This is a genomic window from Desulfosporosinus sp. Tol-M2 (assembly GCF_059735615.1).
In genome coordinates this window covers 1-17,075 of the sequence record NZ_JCAIJG010000013.1, presented here as the reverse complement: position 1 = coordinate 17,075, position 17,075 = coordinate 1, and the positions used below count along the sequence as shown (strand labels likewise).

Below are 17,075 nucleotides of genomic sequence, written 5' to 3'. Positions count from 1 at the left end.
ACTTACTCAACATAAAACGCGCCGGCATCCTGCAACTTTGTCATTGCACCGTTGATGAGGTACAGGTCTCCGCCAAGTTCCGCCGGGATTCTATCCAGGTTCTCAAGCTCCCGTATGTCGTTGGCGCTCATCCAGCCGTTCTGGCGGGCGGTAGCGTAACCACTCATACGGCTTACATAATCACCCCGAAGCAGTCCATCAACATTGAATTTGATAAACACATTCGGTTTCTCGCTGGATGAAAGCAGCGCCCGGCACATTGTCTGCTCCCAGCGCACCACCCAAGGATCGAGGGTGTATTTCACAAACTCCAGTGATTGCTGTTCGATATTGCTGAAGGATGATTTCTCCAGGTCGGCAAGCATATGGGGCGGCACTCTGAAAATACGGGCAATCTCATTGATCTGGAATTTCCTGGTTTCCAAAAACTGCGCCTGCTCCGGCGAGATGCCGATAGCCTGGTATTTCATGCCTTCTTCAAGGACAGCCACCCGGTGCGCATTGCTGCTGCCCTGATACGCCGAGTTCCAGGATTCTTTTACCTTCTGCGGGTCTTTGATGGTTCCGGGGTGTTCCAGCACGCCGCCTGGAGCCGCGCCGTTGGCGAAGAACTTCGCTCCATATTCCTCGGTGGCAATCGCAAGTCCCACAGCATTCTTCGCCATTGCTATTGGCGAGTAACCGACCAGGCCGTCAAAGCCAAGACCGGGGATATGCAGAACATCAGACGGGGAAAGGTAGACCTGTCCGTGTTTGCCCTGTGCGGGAGCATCCTCCGAATTTTGCTGGTACAAATAAAAAAGCCGGCCGTTTTTATCACGGTCGACTGTCATTTTGTTGGGCATCAGCGGGTAAAGGGCAATAACCTCTCCTCGTGCGTTTCGGATAATCTGCGCATATGCATTTCCCCACAATAACAGATGGCTCATCAGCGTTTCCCTAAACGCAAAGGAAGTCATCTCCGGGTTTGGCTCGTCATGGAGCAGTTTATATAGCGGATGCTTGAGGTTTTTCTCCTTGCCTCCGCTGTCATTGTATTTGTACACATGGAGCGGAAGTCCCGCCACGGTTTCAGACAGTATCCTCACGCATGAATATACCGCTGTCATCTGCATTGCTGTTGTTTCGTTTACCGGCTTCCCGGAACTGGCCGTCCCGAAAAAGAATGTGTACCAGCTGCTGTTGAGCGTATTTTGCGGCTTGTCACGGGCCTTGAATATTCCCTTTAGAATTCCCATAGACATCCTCCTCCTTAAAATGGGCATGAAAAAAGCACCTATCCTGAAATAGATGCTTTCCAATCGCGTAGCTTTGTTCTATGCAGTAATTTTATATTTGGTTTTTAAGTCGTTGTACCAGCTATATTCGATATAACCTTCTTTTTGCAGCCTTCCAACCACAATGCCAGCATCGATTTCAACCGCATCAGCAAATTGAACTATCGATGATTTAGAAAAATCTTTCTTTGCAATAAACGGCTCGAATTCCTTGCTTGGAATCAGTGTTTCTTTTGCAAATTCATCCGCAGCAGACTCATCTGCATCTGAAGTACCATTCGGCTGACCAATGTGTCCATAAATAATATGCGCAATTTCATGGAAAAGGCTAAACCAAAAGCGGTCCGAATCTTTACCTCGCACAGTCAGCCCCATGACGATTTTTCCTCCGTCATAGAATGTAGCGCCATGCAGAAATGATCCGCCAATATGCGGAAGAAAAACAATCGCTATACCGCAGTCAGCAAGTGTGCCCACTAATTCACCGCAAAACGTCTCCGGATTCTCCCGCGTCATCTTCCTGATATTCGGTATTATATTCGATAGCTTGTTTATATCTATTGGTTTCGTATSAMTNTTYKMYTGMSYCARGCTTAGCTTTCTGAGCCCATGCAAACAAAGCGTAATCAGCTTTTTCATGGTCAGCTAAGCGTCTGCAGGCTATACCAGGAATTAAAGCGCCTTGGAGCAAACCAAGCTGAACCACTTCAAAGTGTTTACGAAGATGGATTACCTTTTCTGTAGATTTGCTTGTTTCCGGAACCCATCCGTTTTTAGACATCTCTTTGTAAGGAAATTTCTTAGCTATTTCTATATCTGCGTCCATCTCGTTCTCAGCGTTGGCCTTCGCCAGCTTCTCACGATAGACGGACTCTAGCCGGCTCCAAAACTGTGCAGGAACCCCAAGCACCAGCTCAAGACGCATGGCCATATCAGGGGTTAACTGGACTTCACCATTGATAAGTCTGCTGATATGCTTTTCAGACATATCCATTCTAAGAGCAAACTCCTTCTGGCTCATTCCTCTGTCAACAAGCTGCTCCTTTATGGTCGCGCCTGGTGGTGATGCAATTATTGTACGGCTTCTCACCATCTGTGCTACCTCCTTCTTCTTGTGCCACAGATTTAATGATAGTCAATGATTTCTATGACACGGACAATTTGAACCTCAGAACCATTCATCTCAAATACGAGGCGGTAGGGCTGAATTAAGACCATGGCATATTGTTTCTTTCTATCTCCCTTTAGTATATGGCAGCCGCCGATTTTATATTGAATCAGCATTTCAACAGAATCCGCAGCCGTTATTTCATCTATTCGTTGATGTATCTTCGCCGCCATATTTTTCCCGTGTTTCTTTTCGGCCTCGTGAGCGTTTGTACACACCTTTTCGAGTCCACGGCTTTTGTACTCTATCTGCAACCCATCACCTCTCCTTGTCATTTACCTTTGAGGTAAATTTATTGTAGCACGAGCAGATGAAAAAGTCAATCTTCAAATTAACCTCAGAGGTAAATTATTAAAAGATAATGAGTCCGCGATCATCATATACCGAAGCTGAACTATCATTTCCACAGCGAATCGCCCGGTCAAGCGCCATAATTGTAGCGACTGCGCCGTCGATCTTCTCGGTGGATTTTTCTTTATCGGCCTTGATGTTTCCGGCAGGGTCAGTCCGGATGTAGATGTTATCCATCGTCCACCGTAAAACCGGGTGACCTCCGTGGGCAATTTTCTGTTCCAGTGTCAGTTTCATCAGTTCTTTGGTCGGAGGACTCATGTCTTTAAAGCCCTGGCCGAACGGTACGACCGTGAAACCGAGGTTTTCAAGGTTCTGTGTCATTTGTACAGCACCCCAGCGGTCGAAGGCAATCTCGCGAATGTTGTATTTGGTGCCGAGTTCCTCGATGAACTTTTCTATGAATCCGTAATGGACGACATTGCCTTCGGTAGTCTGCAGATACCCTTGCTTCTTCCAGACATCGTAATTCACATGGTCCCTGCGCACACGCAAATCAATGTTTTCTTCCGGTATCCAGAAATAAGGCCGTACAATATATTTTTCATCCTCATCCCCGGGCGGAAATACCAGAACGAACGCTGTAATATCTGTGGAGGAGGACAGGTCAAGGCCAGCGTAGCATACTCTTCCTCGCAAAGATTCCGGATCAACCGCAAAAGCGCAGGCATCCCATTTGTCCATCGGCATCCAGCGTACAGATTGCTTGACCCACTGGTTCAAGCGCAACTGACGGAAACTGTTCTCCTCGGCGGGATTCTGCCTCGCCGATTCAAAAGCTGCTTTAACCTTATCTATGCCAACCGTTATACCTAGGGAAGGGTTGGCCTTTTTCCACACTTTAGGGTCGGCCCAATCGTCTTCCTGCGCTGCGCCGTAAATCACCGGGTAGAAGGTAGGATCATACTTTCTGCCGTCGATAATATCCAGAGCCTTCTGATGCACCTCCCAGCATATGCTGTTCTGATTATTTCCGGCGGTTGTAATAAGAAAATACAGCGGCTGCATTCTCGCGTCACCGCTGCCTTGGAGCATGACATCGTACAGTCTTCTGTTCGGTTGGGTATGCAGTTCGTCAAAGATAACGCCGTGGGTATTGAACCCATGCTTGTTTGCCACGTCTGCCGACAGAGCCTTGTATCTGCTGCCGGTCGGAAGATAGTTCATGGTTTTCAAGCTTGCCTGAATGCTCATTTTGCTGAACAGATGAGGACAGCGTTTTACCATATCCATCGCCACATCGAACACGATCCGCGCCTGGTCTTTATCCGCAGCACAGCCATATACCTCGGCGCCGGGTTCAAAATCCGCGCACAGAAGATACAGCGCGACTGCCGCCGCAAGTTCACTCTTGCCCTGCTTTTTCGGTATCTCGATGTATGCCGTGTTGAACTGACGGTATCCGTTGGGTTTAAGGATTCCGAAAACATCCCGGATAATTTGTTCCTGCCAGTCGATAAGCTCGAAAGGCTTGCCGTCCCAGGTGCCTTTAGTATGGCAGCAGAAATTTTCTATAAAGCACACGGCATGGTCGGCGGCATCCTTGTCATAATAACTGTCTTCCGCCATAAACCGTGTGGGCTTGTATTTTTTAAGCTTTCTCAAGGATTCCGCCTCCTTCCGGGCAAAATAAAAGACACCCAAAACAGCTGCCGTACTATGAGCAAAAGAGCCGTCCGGCTCTGATGCTTATTTGTTTTACTTAGTAGTTGCTGCCGTGCAGCAGGATTTCGACCGCCAGCTGTGTGTCGGGGTCGGCGGGTTCAATGTCCCAGCCTCTGTCGTAGTTGCACACAATCCTGCCGTCACGTTTTAGCATCAGCTTGCTGACTTTGCCGCCGTCGATGCCGAACTGACTGCCTTCCTCGTACACCTTCATCCAATAATGGTAAAGGCTACTATGAACCTTCAGGTTTCCTTCTTTCCACATACCCTTGGCCTCCTTAAGTTCCCTTGTTTGCAGGTTGTGTGTATATTACCGTCAGTGTTCGGATATATCCAGTCATATTCGTGATATAAACCGGCATACACTACACAATTTTTCGAGGCGCTGCCGTGGTGGAACTGTGTGCATTATTTCTGGATTCTGCGGCAGAAATCCTCACCGTAGACCACGTTCAGACCGCAGCCGTTGTCCCATTTCACCATGACGCTCGCCGTGTCGTCTACACCTATGACAGTTCCTTCCGTGCCTACCGGCGGAGCCTGGGCGTCATCCATACGGAGAAGTTCCACCCGGCAGCCCTTCGGGAACTGCCTGCGTACCATCTCCACAATTTCTTTACTTGGAAACGGCATCTTTCACACCTCCTTTGAAAGCGGAGGAGCCGGTCAGATTCCGGAGCAGGATTTTCCGCTCCTTTTTGTAGGGTTCACCTATAAAGCCGAGGCGAAGCAGAAAACAGCGGAAGGCGTATTTCTCGTTTTCGACTTCTTTTTCGGTGGCGTTGATCCGTTTCTGTTTCTTGCTCATGGCACACAGTGCAATAATGAACCGACTGTAGGCGCTTACCTCATCCGGACAGGGTATTCTGTCAAACCAGGGGAAGGATATCGTATCCTCGTTTACTTCGATGGGTGTTGCCGGGATGCCGAGTGCTTTGCTGATGAGACTTCCTTTGGCATCAAGCAGCTTCGCAAGATTATCGACGGATACCTTGTCGAGCGGAAGGGATATCGCAAGTCCCGTGTCTTCGCCGTCTTCAAAGCACTGTTCGCCCCCAGCAGGGCTGTTTCCCACCGTGCTGTTTTCCGAGGGCTCAGGTTCGAAGCCTTGGTCGGCAAGCCGCACCAAGAGGTTATCAACATCCTCGCTGTCGGCTCTGTCATCGAAGCTGACTGCGCCGTTCCTGTCAATGGTGAAGCAGTCCACCTGATATGCTGCCGATGGCATCCCGAGGTATTTTCCCTCGGCTCCGGTAATTTCGCTGATTGCTCCTACGAGCCTTTTGCGTTCCGCGCCGGCCACGTTGAATTTTATTGTCGCCATGTGCAATTCCTCCTTCAATTTGGTAGTGTGATATTACCGTCAGTGTTCGGATATATCCAGTTATTTCTGCTATATATATCACACAATTATCCGGAGGTTTTGCCAACCTCATTACGCGCATACCACACAATGCCGGAAAGCAGGAAGTATACGCACGGGAGAGCGATTCCGTTGCCCCACATTTTGTACTCCGCTGCATCGGAATACGGGTTTTTCAGCCATGCAAATATCTGTTTCTGCGATTTCGGTTTTGAGGAGGTTCCGCAAATCAGCCTGTGGGTCTCAAACACATCCGTCCAGAATGCAATCTCCCCGTACGTTGGATCAGCTGTTTCCAGGTTCGCGCACCACCAGTCCGGGAATCCTTGAAGTCTGGCGCATTCGGTCGGAGTAAGGCGGCGGACTGCGTATTCCGGGTCGGCTTTCGCAACGGCTCCGGGTCCTTTCGCCACCAGGGTCGGTTGAAGTTCCTCCTCGACAGTAGGTTTGTACTGAGCATTTTGTCCCTGGTTGAAGGCGTCCCTGCCGATACCGTAGGCAGGTTCAGCAATAAACGTCGGATCCTTATAATCCCGTGCCAGAAGTGTGGGCGACTGCTCCACGCCGATATTGGCAAAGGAACCGGTGGTCATGGCATAAACCGCGTGGCGGTCTGCGGTGTTGAGGGTGAATGAGACGTCCTCGTTCACGCCGCCGCCCTGCGGACCGTTCCCGTCTTTTCGTCCAATCATCGAACCTTGAAGCACATAGGTTTGCTGCTTCGTCGCCGCCCTGCATAACGCACCGCTCTTATCACCAAGAAGGCGGACTTCGTCACGCTGGTTCTGCGTAAACGGGATACCCTCCACCACGGCGATTCCTCCCTGGTTGCATGTGGGGTTTCCGCCGCCCCTGTCAAGACAGCGGGAGGAGTCGGCTTTATAAAAACCGCTGTGCGGATTGTCCGATTTCATGGAATTAGAGTCCTTTGAGCAGATCCCGTAAGCCTCAACTACGCAGTTGAAGTTGTCCTTATCCGGCATCCGCTGACTGCCCCCGGCATTGTTCGCGGTGAGCGTGGGAGATACATCACCGCCATCCCATGCTTTTGGCTCAAAAAGTGTCTGGTCATTGTTACAGGACAGCGTTGCCGACTTGCTCTCCTGAATCAGGGCGCCTTTGCCGCCTCCCTCGCAGCCGCATCTTATCTTCATAAGAAGCGGTACATTATTGCCGCCTGTTCCCATACGCGAAGTCAGTGTCTGAACTTTATTATCACCAGAGATTCTGATACGGCTGTCGGTAGGATGGTTTTCCAGTGCGACTGCCGCGGGAACGACGCCGGCGCGAAGCGTTGGGGACATCTCCTCCTCGTATCCTATCGACCTGGCCTTCGCCGAATGCTCGGTGCAGAACCCGGCTGACTCCATAACGCAGGGTGGATGGTGCGCTTCCGCACGAAGCGTACTGGTAACATCGTCGGTTACATCCATACAGTCTCCGCCCTGATCATTAAGCACCACACTGCTTATTTCGCAGTTGAAGACTGCCTTGTCAGTGCCGTTTTCAGCACGGCGGGCAGCTCTTTGCCACGCACGGAAGCCCTCCGCAGAATACCCTGACAGGCCTTCGGACTCAAATAGTATTTGTCCGGCACTCCGGCCTGCAAAATCCGCGACAAGGAAGATGCGTTTTCTTCGTTGGGGGACTCCCCAAAACTGCGCATCGAGAACTCTCCACGCGATGGAAAAATCATCTCCCAGGATTTCACCTGCGGATTCCCACTTCTTATGTTCAGGAATATCGCAGGCTTCGTCTTTGATTTTGCAGATCGAGTCAAGGACTGCCTTGAAGTCTTCCCCCTTATTCGATGAGAAGGCGCCGGGGACATTCTCCCAGCAGATCCATCTCGGATATTTTCCATCGGTCGCGCACCTCATTTCTTTTACGATTCGGACGGCTTCATAAAAAAGGTTGGAGCGGCTGCCGTCCAATCCCGCTCTCTTACCGGCAACGGACATGTCCTGGCAGGGACTGCCGAAGGTGATAATGTCCACCGGCTCGATCTCGCCGCCGTTCATTTTACTGACATCACCGTAGTGCTTTATGAACGGCAGTCGTTTTGTGGTCACCCGTATGGGGAAAGGCTCGACTTCCGATGCCCAGACCGGCTGAATACCGGAAAGAAGTCCTCCCAAAGGAAAACCCCCGGAGCCATCAAACAGGCTGCCGAGGGTTAAAGGCTTATTTAGTTCCATCCGTCTGAACCTCCTCAAATCTGAGGGTCTCGCCGTTCCGGATAACCGATACGTTCTCACTCATGCCGACCTGTTCAATGTACCGTTTCACAATCACATCGCAGTACTTTTCATCGAGTTCGGCTGTAAAACAGATACGACCGGACTGCTCACAGGCGATGAGCGTTGACCCGCTCCCGCCGAAGGGGTCGAGGACGATGGAATTCGTAAGCGAGGAGTTCATTATAGGATAAGCCATGAGAGGTATCGGCTTCATCGTGGGATGGTCGCCGTTTTTCTTCGGCTTGTCAAACTCCCAGATGGTGGTTTCCTTTCTGCCGGTGTACCATTGGTGCTTGCCGCTTTTCTTCTAGCCGTACAGCACCGGCTCGTGCTGCCACTGATAAGGAGAGCGTCCGAGTACCAGAGACTGCTTCTTCCAGATACAGTAACCGGAGAGATAGAATCCCGCATCGGCAAAGGCTCGGCGGAAATTCAATCCCTCGGTGTCCGAGTGGAAAACATATATGCTGGCGTCATCCGCCATGCGGCTTTCCATGTTGATAAAGGCATCCAGGAGGAATTGATAGAACTTCTCGTTCGCCATATTGTCGTTCTTGATTTTTCCGGCGGACCCTTCGTAATTGACGTTATACGGAGGATCGGTCACTGCAAGGTTGACGCGATGGTCGCCGACGAGGATATCATAGGTCTCCTTTTTTGTGGAATCGCCGCAGATAAGCCTGTGCCGTCCGAGCGTCCATATATCTCCGGATTTTGAGAACGTCGGTTTTTGCAGTTCCGCATCGACGTCGAAATCGTCATCTTTAACCTCGGTGTCCTTACCGAACAAGTCCGTCAGCTCTTTTTCATCGAAACCTGTAAGACCTAGGTCGAAGCCGATCCCCTCCAGCTCTTCCAATTCTATTCTCAGAAGTTCCTCGTCCCATCCGGCGTCGAGCGCCATACGGTTGTCTGCGAGGATATATGCCTTCTTCTGCGCCTCGGTGAGGTGATCGACATATACACACGGCACCTCGGTGATGCCTTCCTCCATGGCCGCCATGATTCTGCCGTGTCCGGCAATAACGCCGCAGCTGCGGTCGATGAGGACGGGGTTCACAAAGCCGAATTCCCGTAAAGAAGAGCGGAGCTTTTTTATCTGCTCCGCCGAGTGTGTTCTCGCGTTATTCTGATAAGGCACCAGCTTGGCGATGGGCACGAGCTGCATCTCAGTCGTTGTCTTGCTCATGTTTTTTTACCGCCTCCCGGAGTTCCTGCCAACAGTGATTCCACTCCCATCTCTCGCAGCCTCCGAAGTGACCGTAGGTTGAGGTTGCGGAATAATCCGTGTCCTTCAGCTTGAGGAATTCGATGATGGCCGCAGGACGGAAGCTGAATGTATCAATGACAGCGTTTCTGATTGCCGTATCGGAATATTTGCCAGTACCGAAAGTGTCGACCTGAACGGCGACGGGGTCAGCCTTGCCGATGGCATAGGACACAGCCACCTGGCATTTATCCGCCAGACTGTTTTGCACAACCGACACAGCGACGCATCTCGCCATATATGCAGCCGAGCGGTCAACCTTTGTTGGGTCTTTGCCGGAGAAAGCTCCTCCGCCGTGCGCTCCCTCGCCGCCGTAGGTGTCCACGATGATTTTTCTTCCGGTCAGACCTGTGTCGGCCGAAGGACCGCCCTTTACAAATCTGCCGGAGGGATTGACGAGAATTTCCGTCTCCTCATCAAAAGGGAAGCTCTCGAACACCGGCCACAGAACATTAGAAATAATATCGCTGCGGAGTGTGTCGAGGTCTTTATCTTTGGAATGCTGAATGGAAACAACAATGGTTTTCACACGCACGGGCTTTCCATCCTCATACTGAATGGTCACCTGTGCTTTGCCATCTGAGAAAATGCCCTTGACAGTACCTTCCGAGCGAACCTTGTCAAGCCGTTTGCAAATCTGATGGGCAAGTTCCAGGGGCAGAGGAATCAGGCTCTTTGTTTCGTTGGTGGCATATCCGTAAACCGTACCCTGATCGCCGGCGCCGATGGTGGAATACCAGGAGGTATCGCCGTTTCTTGATTCAAGGGCTCTGGACACGCCGCCGTCTATGTCCTCCGATTGCTTATGTACATTTACATAAATGAGATACTTGAGCGGATTGTATCCGGCTTTCCTCAGCACCTGCCTTGTAATAAACCGGATATCCACGCGCTTTGAGCAGGTGATCTCGCCAGATACTATGATTTTATGTCCTGTCGCCATGACCTCGCAGGCTACGCGGGAGGATTTATCGAGCCGCAGGCACTCATCCAGAATGCTGTCGGCTATAAGGTCGCACAGTTTGTCCGGGTGACCTATGCATACGCTTTCGCAGGTTTTATATGATGTCATATCAAAATCCCTTTCTCTGATGAAGCAGTCGTTCCAAATCATCATTAGGGTTTGCGCCGCTGAAATCCACGGTACAGTTCTCCTTGACGATTTGCATAATGGCATCCCACTGACGGGCTGCCTGGTTCATATAGTTGATGCCGATGTTTATAAACGGAGAAGTGATGGGTTTTCCGGTCGTCGGATGCTTTGAGAGGAAACCGAGCTCATTGGTCATCTCCTCGCACTGAATCCATCGCGCCACGCACATGGCATACCGCTCTATCGTCTGGGGAGACACATAGGCGGCGCAGCCGATATTGTTGAGCCACTGCCATGTTTCTTCGTATACCGACTTCGCGCGGAGCTCCGTGCCGTCGCGCTGTTTTGCCGAGAGGATGTCTTTCGGTTTTGGCATTGCCGTGCCCTCAACATCGGGAATGTCCAGAACAGTAAGCTTCCTGCCGCCTGGATTGCCGCTTAACGCTTTTTCGGTCACAGCTTTTTTCTTTCGTCCGGCACCGGGTCTTTTTCCGCCCTGACCGCCGGTGTTATTCGATTTTGTCGGTATTTTTCTCACCACCTTCCTTTATCACCCTTTTGATTTCGCATTTTGTTCACACGTGACCCCAGGCCGTTGCCCCGGATCAAAAGTTGCAGAGATTCGAACACCCCACCGGGTGCGTTAGTCGTCATAGCTGTGCGGCTTTCGTGTTCCAAGTTCACCGTGCGCCTTCATGTGGCAGGAGCGGCAGAGGGACACGAGGTTTGAACGCTCATGCGTGCCGCCCTCCGAGAGCGGGACACGATGGTGGACTTCCTCCGCCGGATGGTAGAAGCCATGCTTCAAGCACTCCTCGCACATGGGAGACTCACGGATTTTTCTGTCCCTGATCCGTTTCCAGGCGCGCCCGTAAACATTCTTGTCGGTGGGCCGCTGATATCGGTTGTAGAAATGTTCGGCTTCCGTTTTATGTTCCGGGCAGTAAATCTCACCGTCCCCGGCAAAGTTTGGGCAGCCGTTCATCCGGCAGGGCCTTTTTGGTTTTTTTGGCACTCGTTTCACCTCCGTTTCCTTGCATGAGAAAAGCCCCCGGAAGGATGTACCTCCGAAGGCTCTCGCATTGTATTTTTTGCTGATTATACTATAACCCGAATGGCAGGTGCTTATCTCTGCTCAAAGCTGCTCATTTCGTTGCGACTTGCAGATAATGATGGGGTCATCAGGCATCACCACATGAAGTAAAGCGTTTCCATGCCAGCGGCGGACGGTGCTTTTGTCGGCGTTCAGTTCATCGCCGATCTGTTCCCAGGTGTAATTGTGTACATACCGATATCGAAGAACCATACGCTCGTCGGTGTCAGTCACTTTATCGATGACGCCTCTGATCTGTTCCTTCAGCGCAACGAACTTATCTATTTCCGCGTTGATCTTCTCATCAAGCGCCATAATGCGTTCAATGCAACGGACGAAAGGCGGGTCGGTGTTTCTTGACGCACTGACCTTTTCACCCCAGTTGGGAGCGGAAACGCTGTAGGCCATCTCACGAAGGCGCTCCATTTCCTCGATGTCTGAGTTGATTCTGTGGTCGAGCCTGTAAGCTTGGTGAAGATATTCTTTTGGTTTCATTCTCTTTCCACCTCCGATTTCAGTTTTCTGATCAACATATCACCGTCAACAGAGGTAAGTTCTCTATACCACTCGGAGCGGAAGAACCTCTCCACCTCGGCTATCGTTTCAATGGCGGGCTGGTATTTCGGCCGTTTTCCGTGCTTTTTTAATGCGTCCCTGTAATCCTTGACGGCTTTCAGGATTATAGCGGCGGCAAGATTCTCATAAGGTTCACTCAACGCCACACCTCCAGATTCGCCTTGACGGCGTCTATCAGAGACGACTGCGTTTTCTCCTTGCGTTTCAGAGCCTTCATAACGTCCTCATCAATCGTGCCTTTGGCGATAATGTGGTGAAGCACAACCGTGTTTTGCTGTCCCTGCCGCCAAAGCCGGGCGTTTGTCTGCTGATACAGCTCCAGTGACCACGTCAGTCCGAACCATATCAGTGTCGATCCTCCGGCTTGGAGATTAAGCCCGTGTCCGGCAGACGCCGGATGGATAAGTGCCACGGGAATCTTGCCACTGTTCCACCTTTCAATAGTGCCGGATGCTTTCATCTCCAAAAAGTGGATATTAAGTTTGCGCAGCCTTTCCTTGATTCGGTCAAGGTCGTGCTGATACCAGTAGGCGATGAGAACGGGTTTTCCGTTTGCGCCCTCGATCAAATCCTCCAGGGCATCCAGTTTGCGGTCATGAAGATATTGGACCTGTTTATCCTCGCCGTAGACAGCACCGTTTGCCATCTGTAGGAGTTTGCCGGAAAGGACGGCGGCGTTCAGAGCATCGATCTCCACGTTTTTCAGCTTGACCACCATATCCTCGCGGAAAGTGTCGTACACAGACCGTTCTTTTTCGGTAAGGTACGCAGGGACTTCGTTTATAACGCATTCCGGTAGTTTGAGGTAATCCGCCGACCGCATGGAGATGGTTATATCGGATATGGCATCATAAATTTTCTGTTCAGCACCATCGAGCGGCTTATATGAGAATACGACCTGTCCGTTGCGCTTATCCGGGGCGAAATAGCGGCTGCGGTAATGGGTTATATATCTGCCGAGTCTTTTGCCAAGGTCAAGAATTCGAAACTCAGCCCACAGGTCCATAAGCCCGTTGGACGAGGGTGTTCCGGTCAGACCTACAATTCTTTTCACAAAGGGTCTGACTTTCAGGAGGCTTTTGAACCGCTTCGCCTGATAGGATTTGAAAGAGGACAGCTCATCGACAATCACCATATCGTAGTCGAAAGAGATACCGCTTTTATTGACGAGCCAGTCCACATTTTCACGGTTGATGATATGAATATCGGTCTTTTTGTTCAGAGCGGAAAGCCGTTCCTGCTCCGTGCCGACAGCCACGGCATATGTCAGTCCGTTCAGATGATCCCACTTTTTGATTTCTGCAGGCCATGTATCTTTTGCCACCCTCAGAGGTGCGATGACAAGGACTTTCCGAATAAGGAAACTGTCCAGGCAGAGGTCGAAGATGGCGGTCAGCGTTATTACACTCTTGCCCAGACCCATTTCAAGCAGGACTGCCGACACCGGATGCTTAAGAATAAAATCAGTCGCGTAGGTCTGATATTCATGTGGAGTGTATTTCATCGATAATCCCTCCGATCTGCTCTGTGCGGTCAATGCAGTAAACAAAAAAGCCAAGCTCCTCAAGCTGCCTTTTTCGCCTTACCTGCAGAGGCCTGGGTTTCATTCCATCGGATTTGGTTTCAGCGAAGGCGATTTTGCCGCCGGGGAAAAGCAGTATTCGGTCGGGCACTCCATCTAAACCCGGACTGACGAACTTCAGCGCCAGACCTCCCATTTTTCTCACGGCTTTCACCAGAGCCTGTTCAACATATTTTTCTCGCATATTCGCTCCAATCCGGACAAGTGACGGACAACAGTCGAAAATTCCTATACGCGCATATATACGCTTACGCACCCAAAGCACTCTCTTTTTTCTTTTTCTATGCTCATAGGTTTAAGGTTGTCCGCTTGTCCTGTACAGTCGCTTTTCCCTTGACTGCAAGGGTTCTTACAGGGACGAGCGGCAGGACAGCTTTGAGGACAGCCTGCCGCTTGTCTGCCTTGGGTGGGGACAATCACCCGGACAAGCCTCGCTTATATCCGCGCTGTCGTCCGTAGATCGGGTAGTTTTTGCGGTCTGTTTTGTCCCAGCCTTCGATCTTCCGCATGATTGCCGCAATTGCATAGGTATCCTTGGGCTGCATGGAGGGACCTTCCTTGCCGAAGCACTCGCACCATATCTCCATGTTGCAGGTGTACTCCCGCAGCACCGTGCCGACATGCTGGTCGCCGCCGAACTCCGAACCGTTCAGGAAGTTTCGGCGCTCATAAAGGGACATGGTGTCCCAGGTCTCGGGCAGCAAGGTATCAAGGTAAGTCCGCACCAGACCTTCACGTTCATCTGACTCCATAGCGTTGGCTTGTTCAGTGATGGCAATCTGTGCGTCCTCACCGTCGAGATACAGCTTTTCGCCTTTGCGGTAGATAACAAGGGTTTCCGCCCATATCTGCTCAACCTCAGCTTTTGTTAGCTGCCACGATTTCTTTTTGCTTTCTCCGCTGATACGGACGGGCCAGAAACGGCGGTTACCCGTAATATCCCGGAGAAAACCGCTCTCGGCGTTGGTGGAGCCGACGATGATGCACTGACGGGGATGGTTTTCCACCGTCACGCCGTAGGAGGCGCGGTACTTGTCGTCCACACGGGAGATAAAGGATTTCACGGTTTCCAGGTCGGCTTTCCGCATACCGGCAAGTTCGCCGAGTTCAAGAATCCAGTATCCCTGCAGTTTTTCAGGGCCGGCTTTATCCTTCATATCTGTAAGCGTAAGACTGTCAGAGAACCAGTCCCCAGCGAGTTTGGCATAAAAAGTGCTTTTTCCGATGCCCTGGGGACCGTTCAGGATGGGAACGGAGTCGAACTTCGTACCGGGTCTGTATATGCGCGCCACAGCCGCCGTCATGGATTTCCGGCTGACCGCCCTGGTATATGAGGTGTCGTCCGCGCCGAAATAGTCGATATACAGCGTATCAACTCGCGGAATGCCGTCCCATTTGGGCAGAGACTCGAGATATGCCTTGATGGGGTGATAGGCTCTCTCGGCTGCGACCGCAAGAATGGCGTCTTTTGTTTTTGTAGGGGAGTACAATCCGTATTTATTGGAAAGGTAGACCTTCAGGGCCGCTATGTCCGAGTCGTTCCAGCCGGGCTTGATCTGCTCCCACGGAAGGCCGTCCTTTGCGTCGATGCCGTCACGATGGCAGTTGAAGGCGATATTCCGCAGTTCATAGTCATGGCGGATTATGAGGACAAGGTTGTCGAGCGTGTCCTTGATATTGCCGCCCTTGTCCAGTTCCAGGGCGTTCTGCCAGTCCTCATCGTCAAACTCGGCTGACGCCTGCTCGGTTTTTTCCAGTACAAGGAGCCGTTTGACCTTATCGTCCCGGACGGCAAACTCCGACATTTCCTTAAATGACTTCTTTTCATCATCGTCGCCGAATTTGTGGATGCGGACGAGGTCGAATGCGTTCAGCTCCTTTTCAGAGGCAGGATCGGTGGCATGGTGGGAATATGCGAATTTATCATCATAGACGACTACACCGGCGGAACTATCGGCGGGGACATAGTCATAGCGTCCTGGAACAGCGGATGGCTCATATACAGTGGACAGGAATTTATCAATAGCCGCCTGGATGGTGTATGCACGGCAAAAGGCGCCGACCACACCGCCTTTTTCAAGAGGGTTCTGCTGACGCTTTTCGCTTCTGTTTGTGACCGAACTTTCGCGGGATGAGGTGGGCAGCTGAGAGCAGTCCCGCCAATCGGCGTGAACCGACAGCACCTCATCAGGATCAAGCCATTTGCCGCTGAAACGTTTGAAGATATATTCGCCGTTTGAAGGCGTAGTCGGCCAGTACATTAGCTGATGCGGACGGTAGGAACACTCGTCAAACTGGTCGATGCCCCATTCTTCGGTAAAGTACCGTGCTACGGCAGAATACTCGTCCGGAGTGACATCCCTCGTCATCGGAACGAGCAGCCTTACCCTCGGCGCGTCCGGCACATGACCGTGGGTGGTGTAAAGGCAGGATTCGTATTTGCCGAACATTTCATATCGGTCGATGAAATCCTTGTCGGCGTGGTCACCGTCAAGGGAAAGCATAGAGCGGCAGACCACCGTTTCACGCTTGCGCCTGCCGTCCCTTAAAGTGCCGCCGACAAAGCCGCCCTTGTCTTTGACCCTGTCCCGCTCCGCTTTAGGCAGCTTTGGATATTCCTCAGCAGTCTCCGGGGTGCGGATGGTCGTTTTCAGCCTTTCGCAGAGGTCGTCAAAGGTGATTTTTTTATTCGACCATTTCTTTGCGAAGCAGCTGCCACCGTACGCGATGGGCAGTTCACGCATGACGTTCCGCCTCCTCAAAGTCATTATTGAAATAGCGGACAGGCTGCCTGCGCCGCTCTGCCTTATGCAGTTCGCGGCTCATGCCTTCGGTGATGGTGTCGCCGAGCACCCAGACTTCCTGGCATTTTCCCATGAGCACGATGTCCATAAAGAGGGCGAGTTCACGTTCCTCCGGATCTGTGTCCGACATGAATTGAGGGAAATGCAGTATGGTGCAGAGCGGTATATATCCCCGGTCTACGGCGAAGCGGCAGAACTTGCGCGCCTTTTCGCTGTTGCCGACGGGATCATTTCTGTAGGGGCAGCAGATATACACGAGCGGGAGGAAGGCGGATTTAACCGCCTTGCGCTCCTCACGCTCGATTTTGCTCATGACTTCGAAGGAAACGGGGTCATAACAGCCGGAGGCGTTGAAGCGTTCATTCCGTTCCATCAGTCACACCTCCTGTTCGATTAAAGGGAGGATGCCGTCCGCCTTCAGCGTGTGATAGATAAACAGCCGCCCGCCCTGAGTCCAATAGGTATGAACGTGGCTGTGTATCTCTCCGTCGCCGCCGGGAGAACTGAAGGTCTTGGTGCTGGTGTATCCCTTTTCGGCGTATTTCTGATACAGAAGCCAAATCTTGCCCTGCTTATACTGAACCCCCTTTTCGTTC

18 protein-coding genes and 2 pseudogenes are annotated in these 17,075 nt (G+C 51.5%); all 20 read right to left on the bottom strand.

Annotated elements, in window-relative coordinates:
- Nucleotides 1-2: 2 nt before the first annotated feature.
- Nucleotides 3-1,238 carry a phage portal protein gene (locus tag AC6I5A_RS00395; RefSeq protein ID WP_034610365.1) on the bottom strand — a complete coding sequence of 412 codons (1,236 nt, stop codon included), beginning with the start codon at nucleotides 1,236-1,238 and terminating at the stop codon, nucleotides 3-5.
- A 78-nt stretch (nucleotides 1,239-1,316) separates the two neighbouring features.
- On the bottom strand, nucleotides 1,317-1,793 hold the full coding sequence (locus AC6I5A_RS00390; RefSeq protein WP_497900372.1) for an ImmA/IrrE family metallo-endopeptidase: 477 nt from the start codon (nucleotides 1,791-1,793) through the stop codon (nucleotides 1,317-1,319).
- A pseudogene (locus tag AC6I5A_RS00385) lies at nucleotides 1,759-2,298 on the bottom strand (helix-turn-helix transcriptional regulator). The gene AC6I5A_RS00390 and the pseudogene AC6I5A_RS00385 overlap by 35 nt, the downstream one beginning before the upstream one ends.
- Before the next feature lie 104 nt (nucleotides 2,299-2,402).
- The gene (locus AC6I5A_RS00380) at nucleotides 2,403-2,699 is read right to left on the bottom strand and encodes a type II toxin-antitoxin system RelE/ParE family toxin (protein ID WP_034610364.1); all 297 of its coding nucleotides are present in this window, start codon (nucleotides 2,697-2,699) and stop codon (nucleotides 2,403-2,405) included.
- Nucleotides 2,700-2,796: 97 nt separating this feature from the next.
- A complete protein-coding gene (locus AC6I5A_RS00375; RefSeq protein WP_034610363.1) occupies nucleotides 2,797-4,401 on the bottom strand; it encodes a terminase large subunit in 1,605 nt (534 codons plus the stop codon).
- Between the two features lie 97 nt (nucleotides 4,402-4,498).
- Entirely contained in the window at nucleotides 4,499-4,726 is a 228-nt protein-coding gene (locus AC6I5A_RS00370) for a DUF7678 domain-containing protein (protein ID WP_034610362.1), read from the bottom strand.
- 143 nt (nucleotides 4,727-4,869) lie between these two features.
- Nucleotides 4,870-5,094, bottom strand: a complete 225-nt coding sequence (locus AC6I5A_RS00365) for a DUF4314 domain-containing protein (RefSeq protein WP_034610361.1) — start codon at nucleotides 5,092-5,094, stop codon at nucleotides 4,870-4,872.
- Complete coding sequence (locus AC6I5A_RS00360) at nucleotides 5,078-5,785, bottom strand: hypothetical protein (protein ID WP_034610359.1); 708 nt, start codon at nucleotides 5,783-5,785, stop codon at nucleotides 5,078-5,080. The genes AC6I5A_RS00365 and AC6I5A_RS00360 overlap by 17 nt, the downstream gene beginning before the upstream one ends.
- An 86-nt stretch (nucleotides 5,786-5,871) precedes the next feature.
- A complete protein-coding gene (locus tag AC6I5A_RS00355; protein ID WP_034610354.1) occupies nucleotides 5,872-8,022 on the bottom strand; it encodes a DNA cytosine methyltransferase in 2,151 nt (716 codons plus the stop codon).
- Nucleotides 8,009-9,253, bottom strand: a pseudogene (locus tag AC6I5A_RS00350) (site-specific DNA-methyltransferase). The gene AC6I5A_RS00355 and the pseudogene AC6I5A_RS00350 overlap by 14 nt, the downstream one beginning before the upstream one ends.
- On the bottom strand, nucleotides 9,234-10,403 hold the full coding sequence (metK, locus tag AC6I5A_RS00345) for a methionine adenosyltransferase (RefSeq protein WP_034610353.1): 1,170 nt from the start codon (nucleotides 10,401-10,403) through the stop codon (nucleotides 9,234-9,236). Before metK ends, AC6I5A_RS00350 begins: the two are co-directional and overlap by 20 nt.
- 1 nt (nucleotide 10,404) lies before the next feature.
- Nucleotides 10,405-10,953 (bottom strand): terminase, encoded by a 549-nt coding sequence (locus AC6I5A_RS00340; protein WP_034610369.1) that lies wholly within the window; start codon nucleotides 10,951-10,953, stop codon nucleotides 10,405-10,407.
- 114 nt (nucleotides 10,954-11,067) lie between these two features.
- Nucleotides 11,068-11,439 (bottom strand): HNH endonuclease, encoded by a 372-nt coding sequence (locus AC6I5A_RS00335; protein ID WP_034610352.1) that lies wholly within the window; start codon nucleotides 11,437-11,439, stop codon nucleotides 11,068-11,070.
- A 120-nt stretch (nucleotides 11,440-11,559) separates the two neighbouring features.
- Nucleotides 11,560-12,012, bottom strand: a complete 453-nt coding sequence (locus tag AC6I5A_RS00330; protein WP_034610351.1) for a sigma factor-like helix-turn-helix DNA-binding protein — start codon at nucleotides 12,010-12,012, stop codon at nucleotides 11,560-11,562.
- On the bottom strand, nucleotides 12,009-12,239 hold the full coding sequence (locus AC6I5A_RS00325) for a hypothetical protein (RefSeq protein ID WP_497900371.1): 231 nt from the start codon (nucleotides 12,237-12,239) through the stop codon (nucleotides 12,009-12,011). Before AC6I5A_RS00325 ends, AC6I5A_RS00330 begins: the two co-directional genes overlap by 4 nt.
- Nucleotides 12,230-13,597 (bottom strand): DEAD/DEAH box helicase, encoded by a 1,368-nt coding sequence (locus AC6I5A_RS00320; protein WP_034610346.1) that lies wholly within the window; start codon nucleotides 13,595-13,597, stop codon nucleotides 12,230-12,232. Before AC6I5A_RS00320 ends, AC6I5A_RS00325 begins: the two co-directional genes overlap by 10 nt.
- Nucleotides 13,578-13,859, bottom strand: a complete 282-nt coding sequence (locus tag AC6I5A_RS00315) for a VRR-NUC domain-containing protein (RefSeq protein WP_034610368.1) — start codon at nucleotides 13,857-13,859, stop codon at nucleotides 13,578-13,580. Before AC6I5A_RS00315 ends, AC6I5A_RS00320 begins: the two co-directional genes overlap by 20 nt.
- 232 nt (nucleotides 13,860-14,091) lie before the next feature.
- On the bottom strand, nucleotides 14,092-16,410 hold the full coding sequence (locus AC6I5A_RS00310; protein WP_034610366.1) for a virulence-associated E family protein: 2,319 nt from the start codon (nucleotides 16,408-16,410) through the stop codon (nucleotides 14,092-14,094).
- Between the two features lies 1 nt (nucleotide 16,411).
- Nucleotides 16,412-16,852 (bottom strand): DUF7768 domain-containing protein, encoded by a 441-nt coding sequence (locus tag AC6I5A_RS00305; RefSeq protein ID WP_034610344.1) that lies wholly within the window; start codon nucleotides 16,850-16,852, stop codon nucleotides 16,412-16,414.
- A 3-nt stretch (nucleotides 16,853-16,855) separates the two neighbouring features.
- A partial coding sequence (locus AC6I5A_RS00300; RefSeq protein ID WP_034610342.1) for a phage antirepressor KilAC domain-containing protein occupies nucleotides 16,856-17,075 on the bottom strand: 220 nt, incomplete at its 5' end.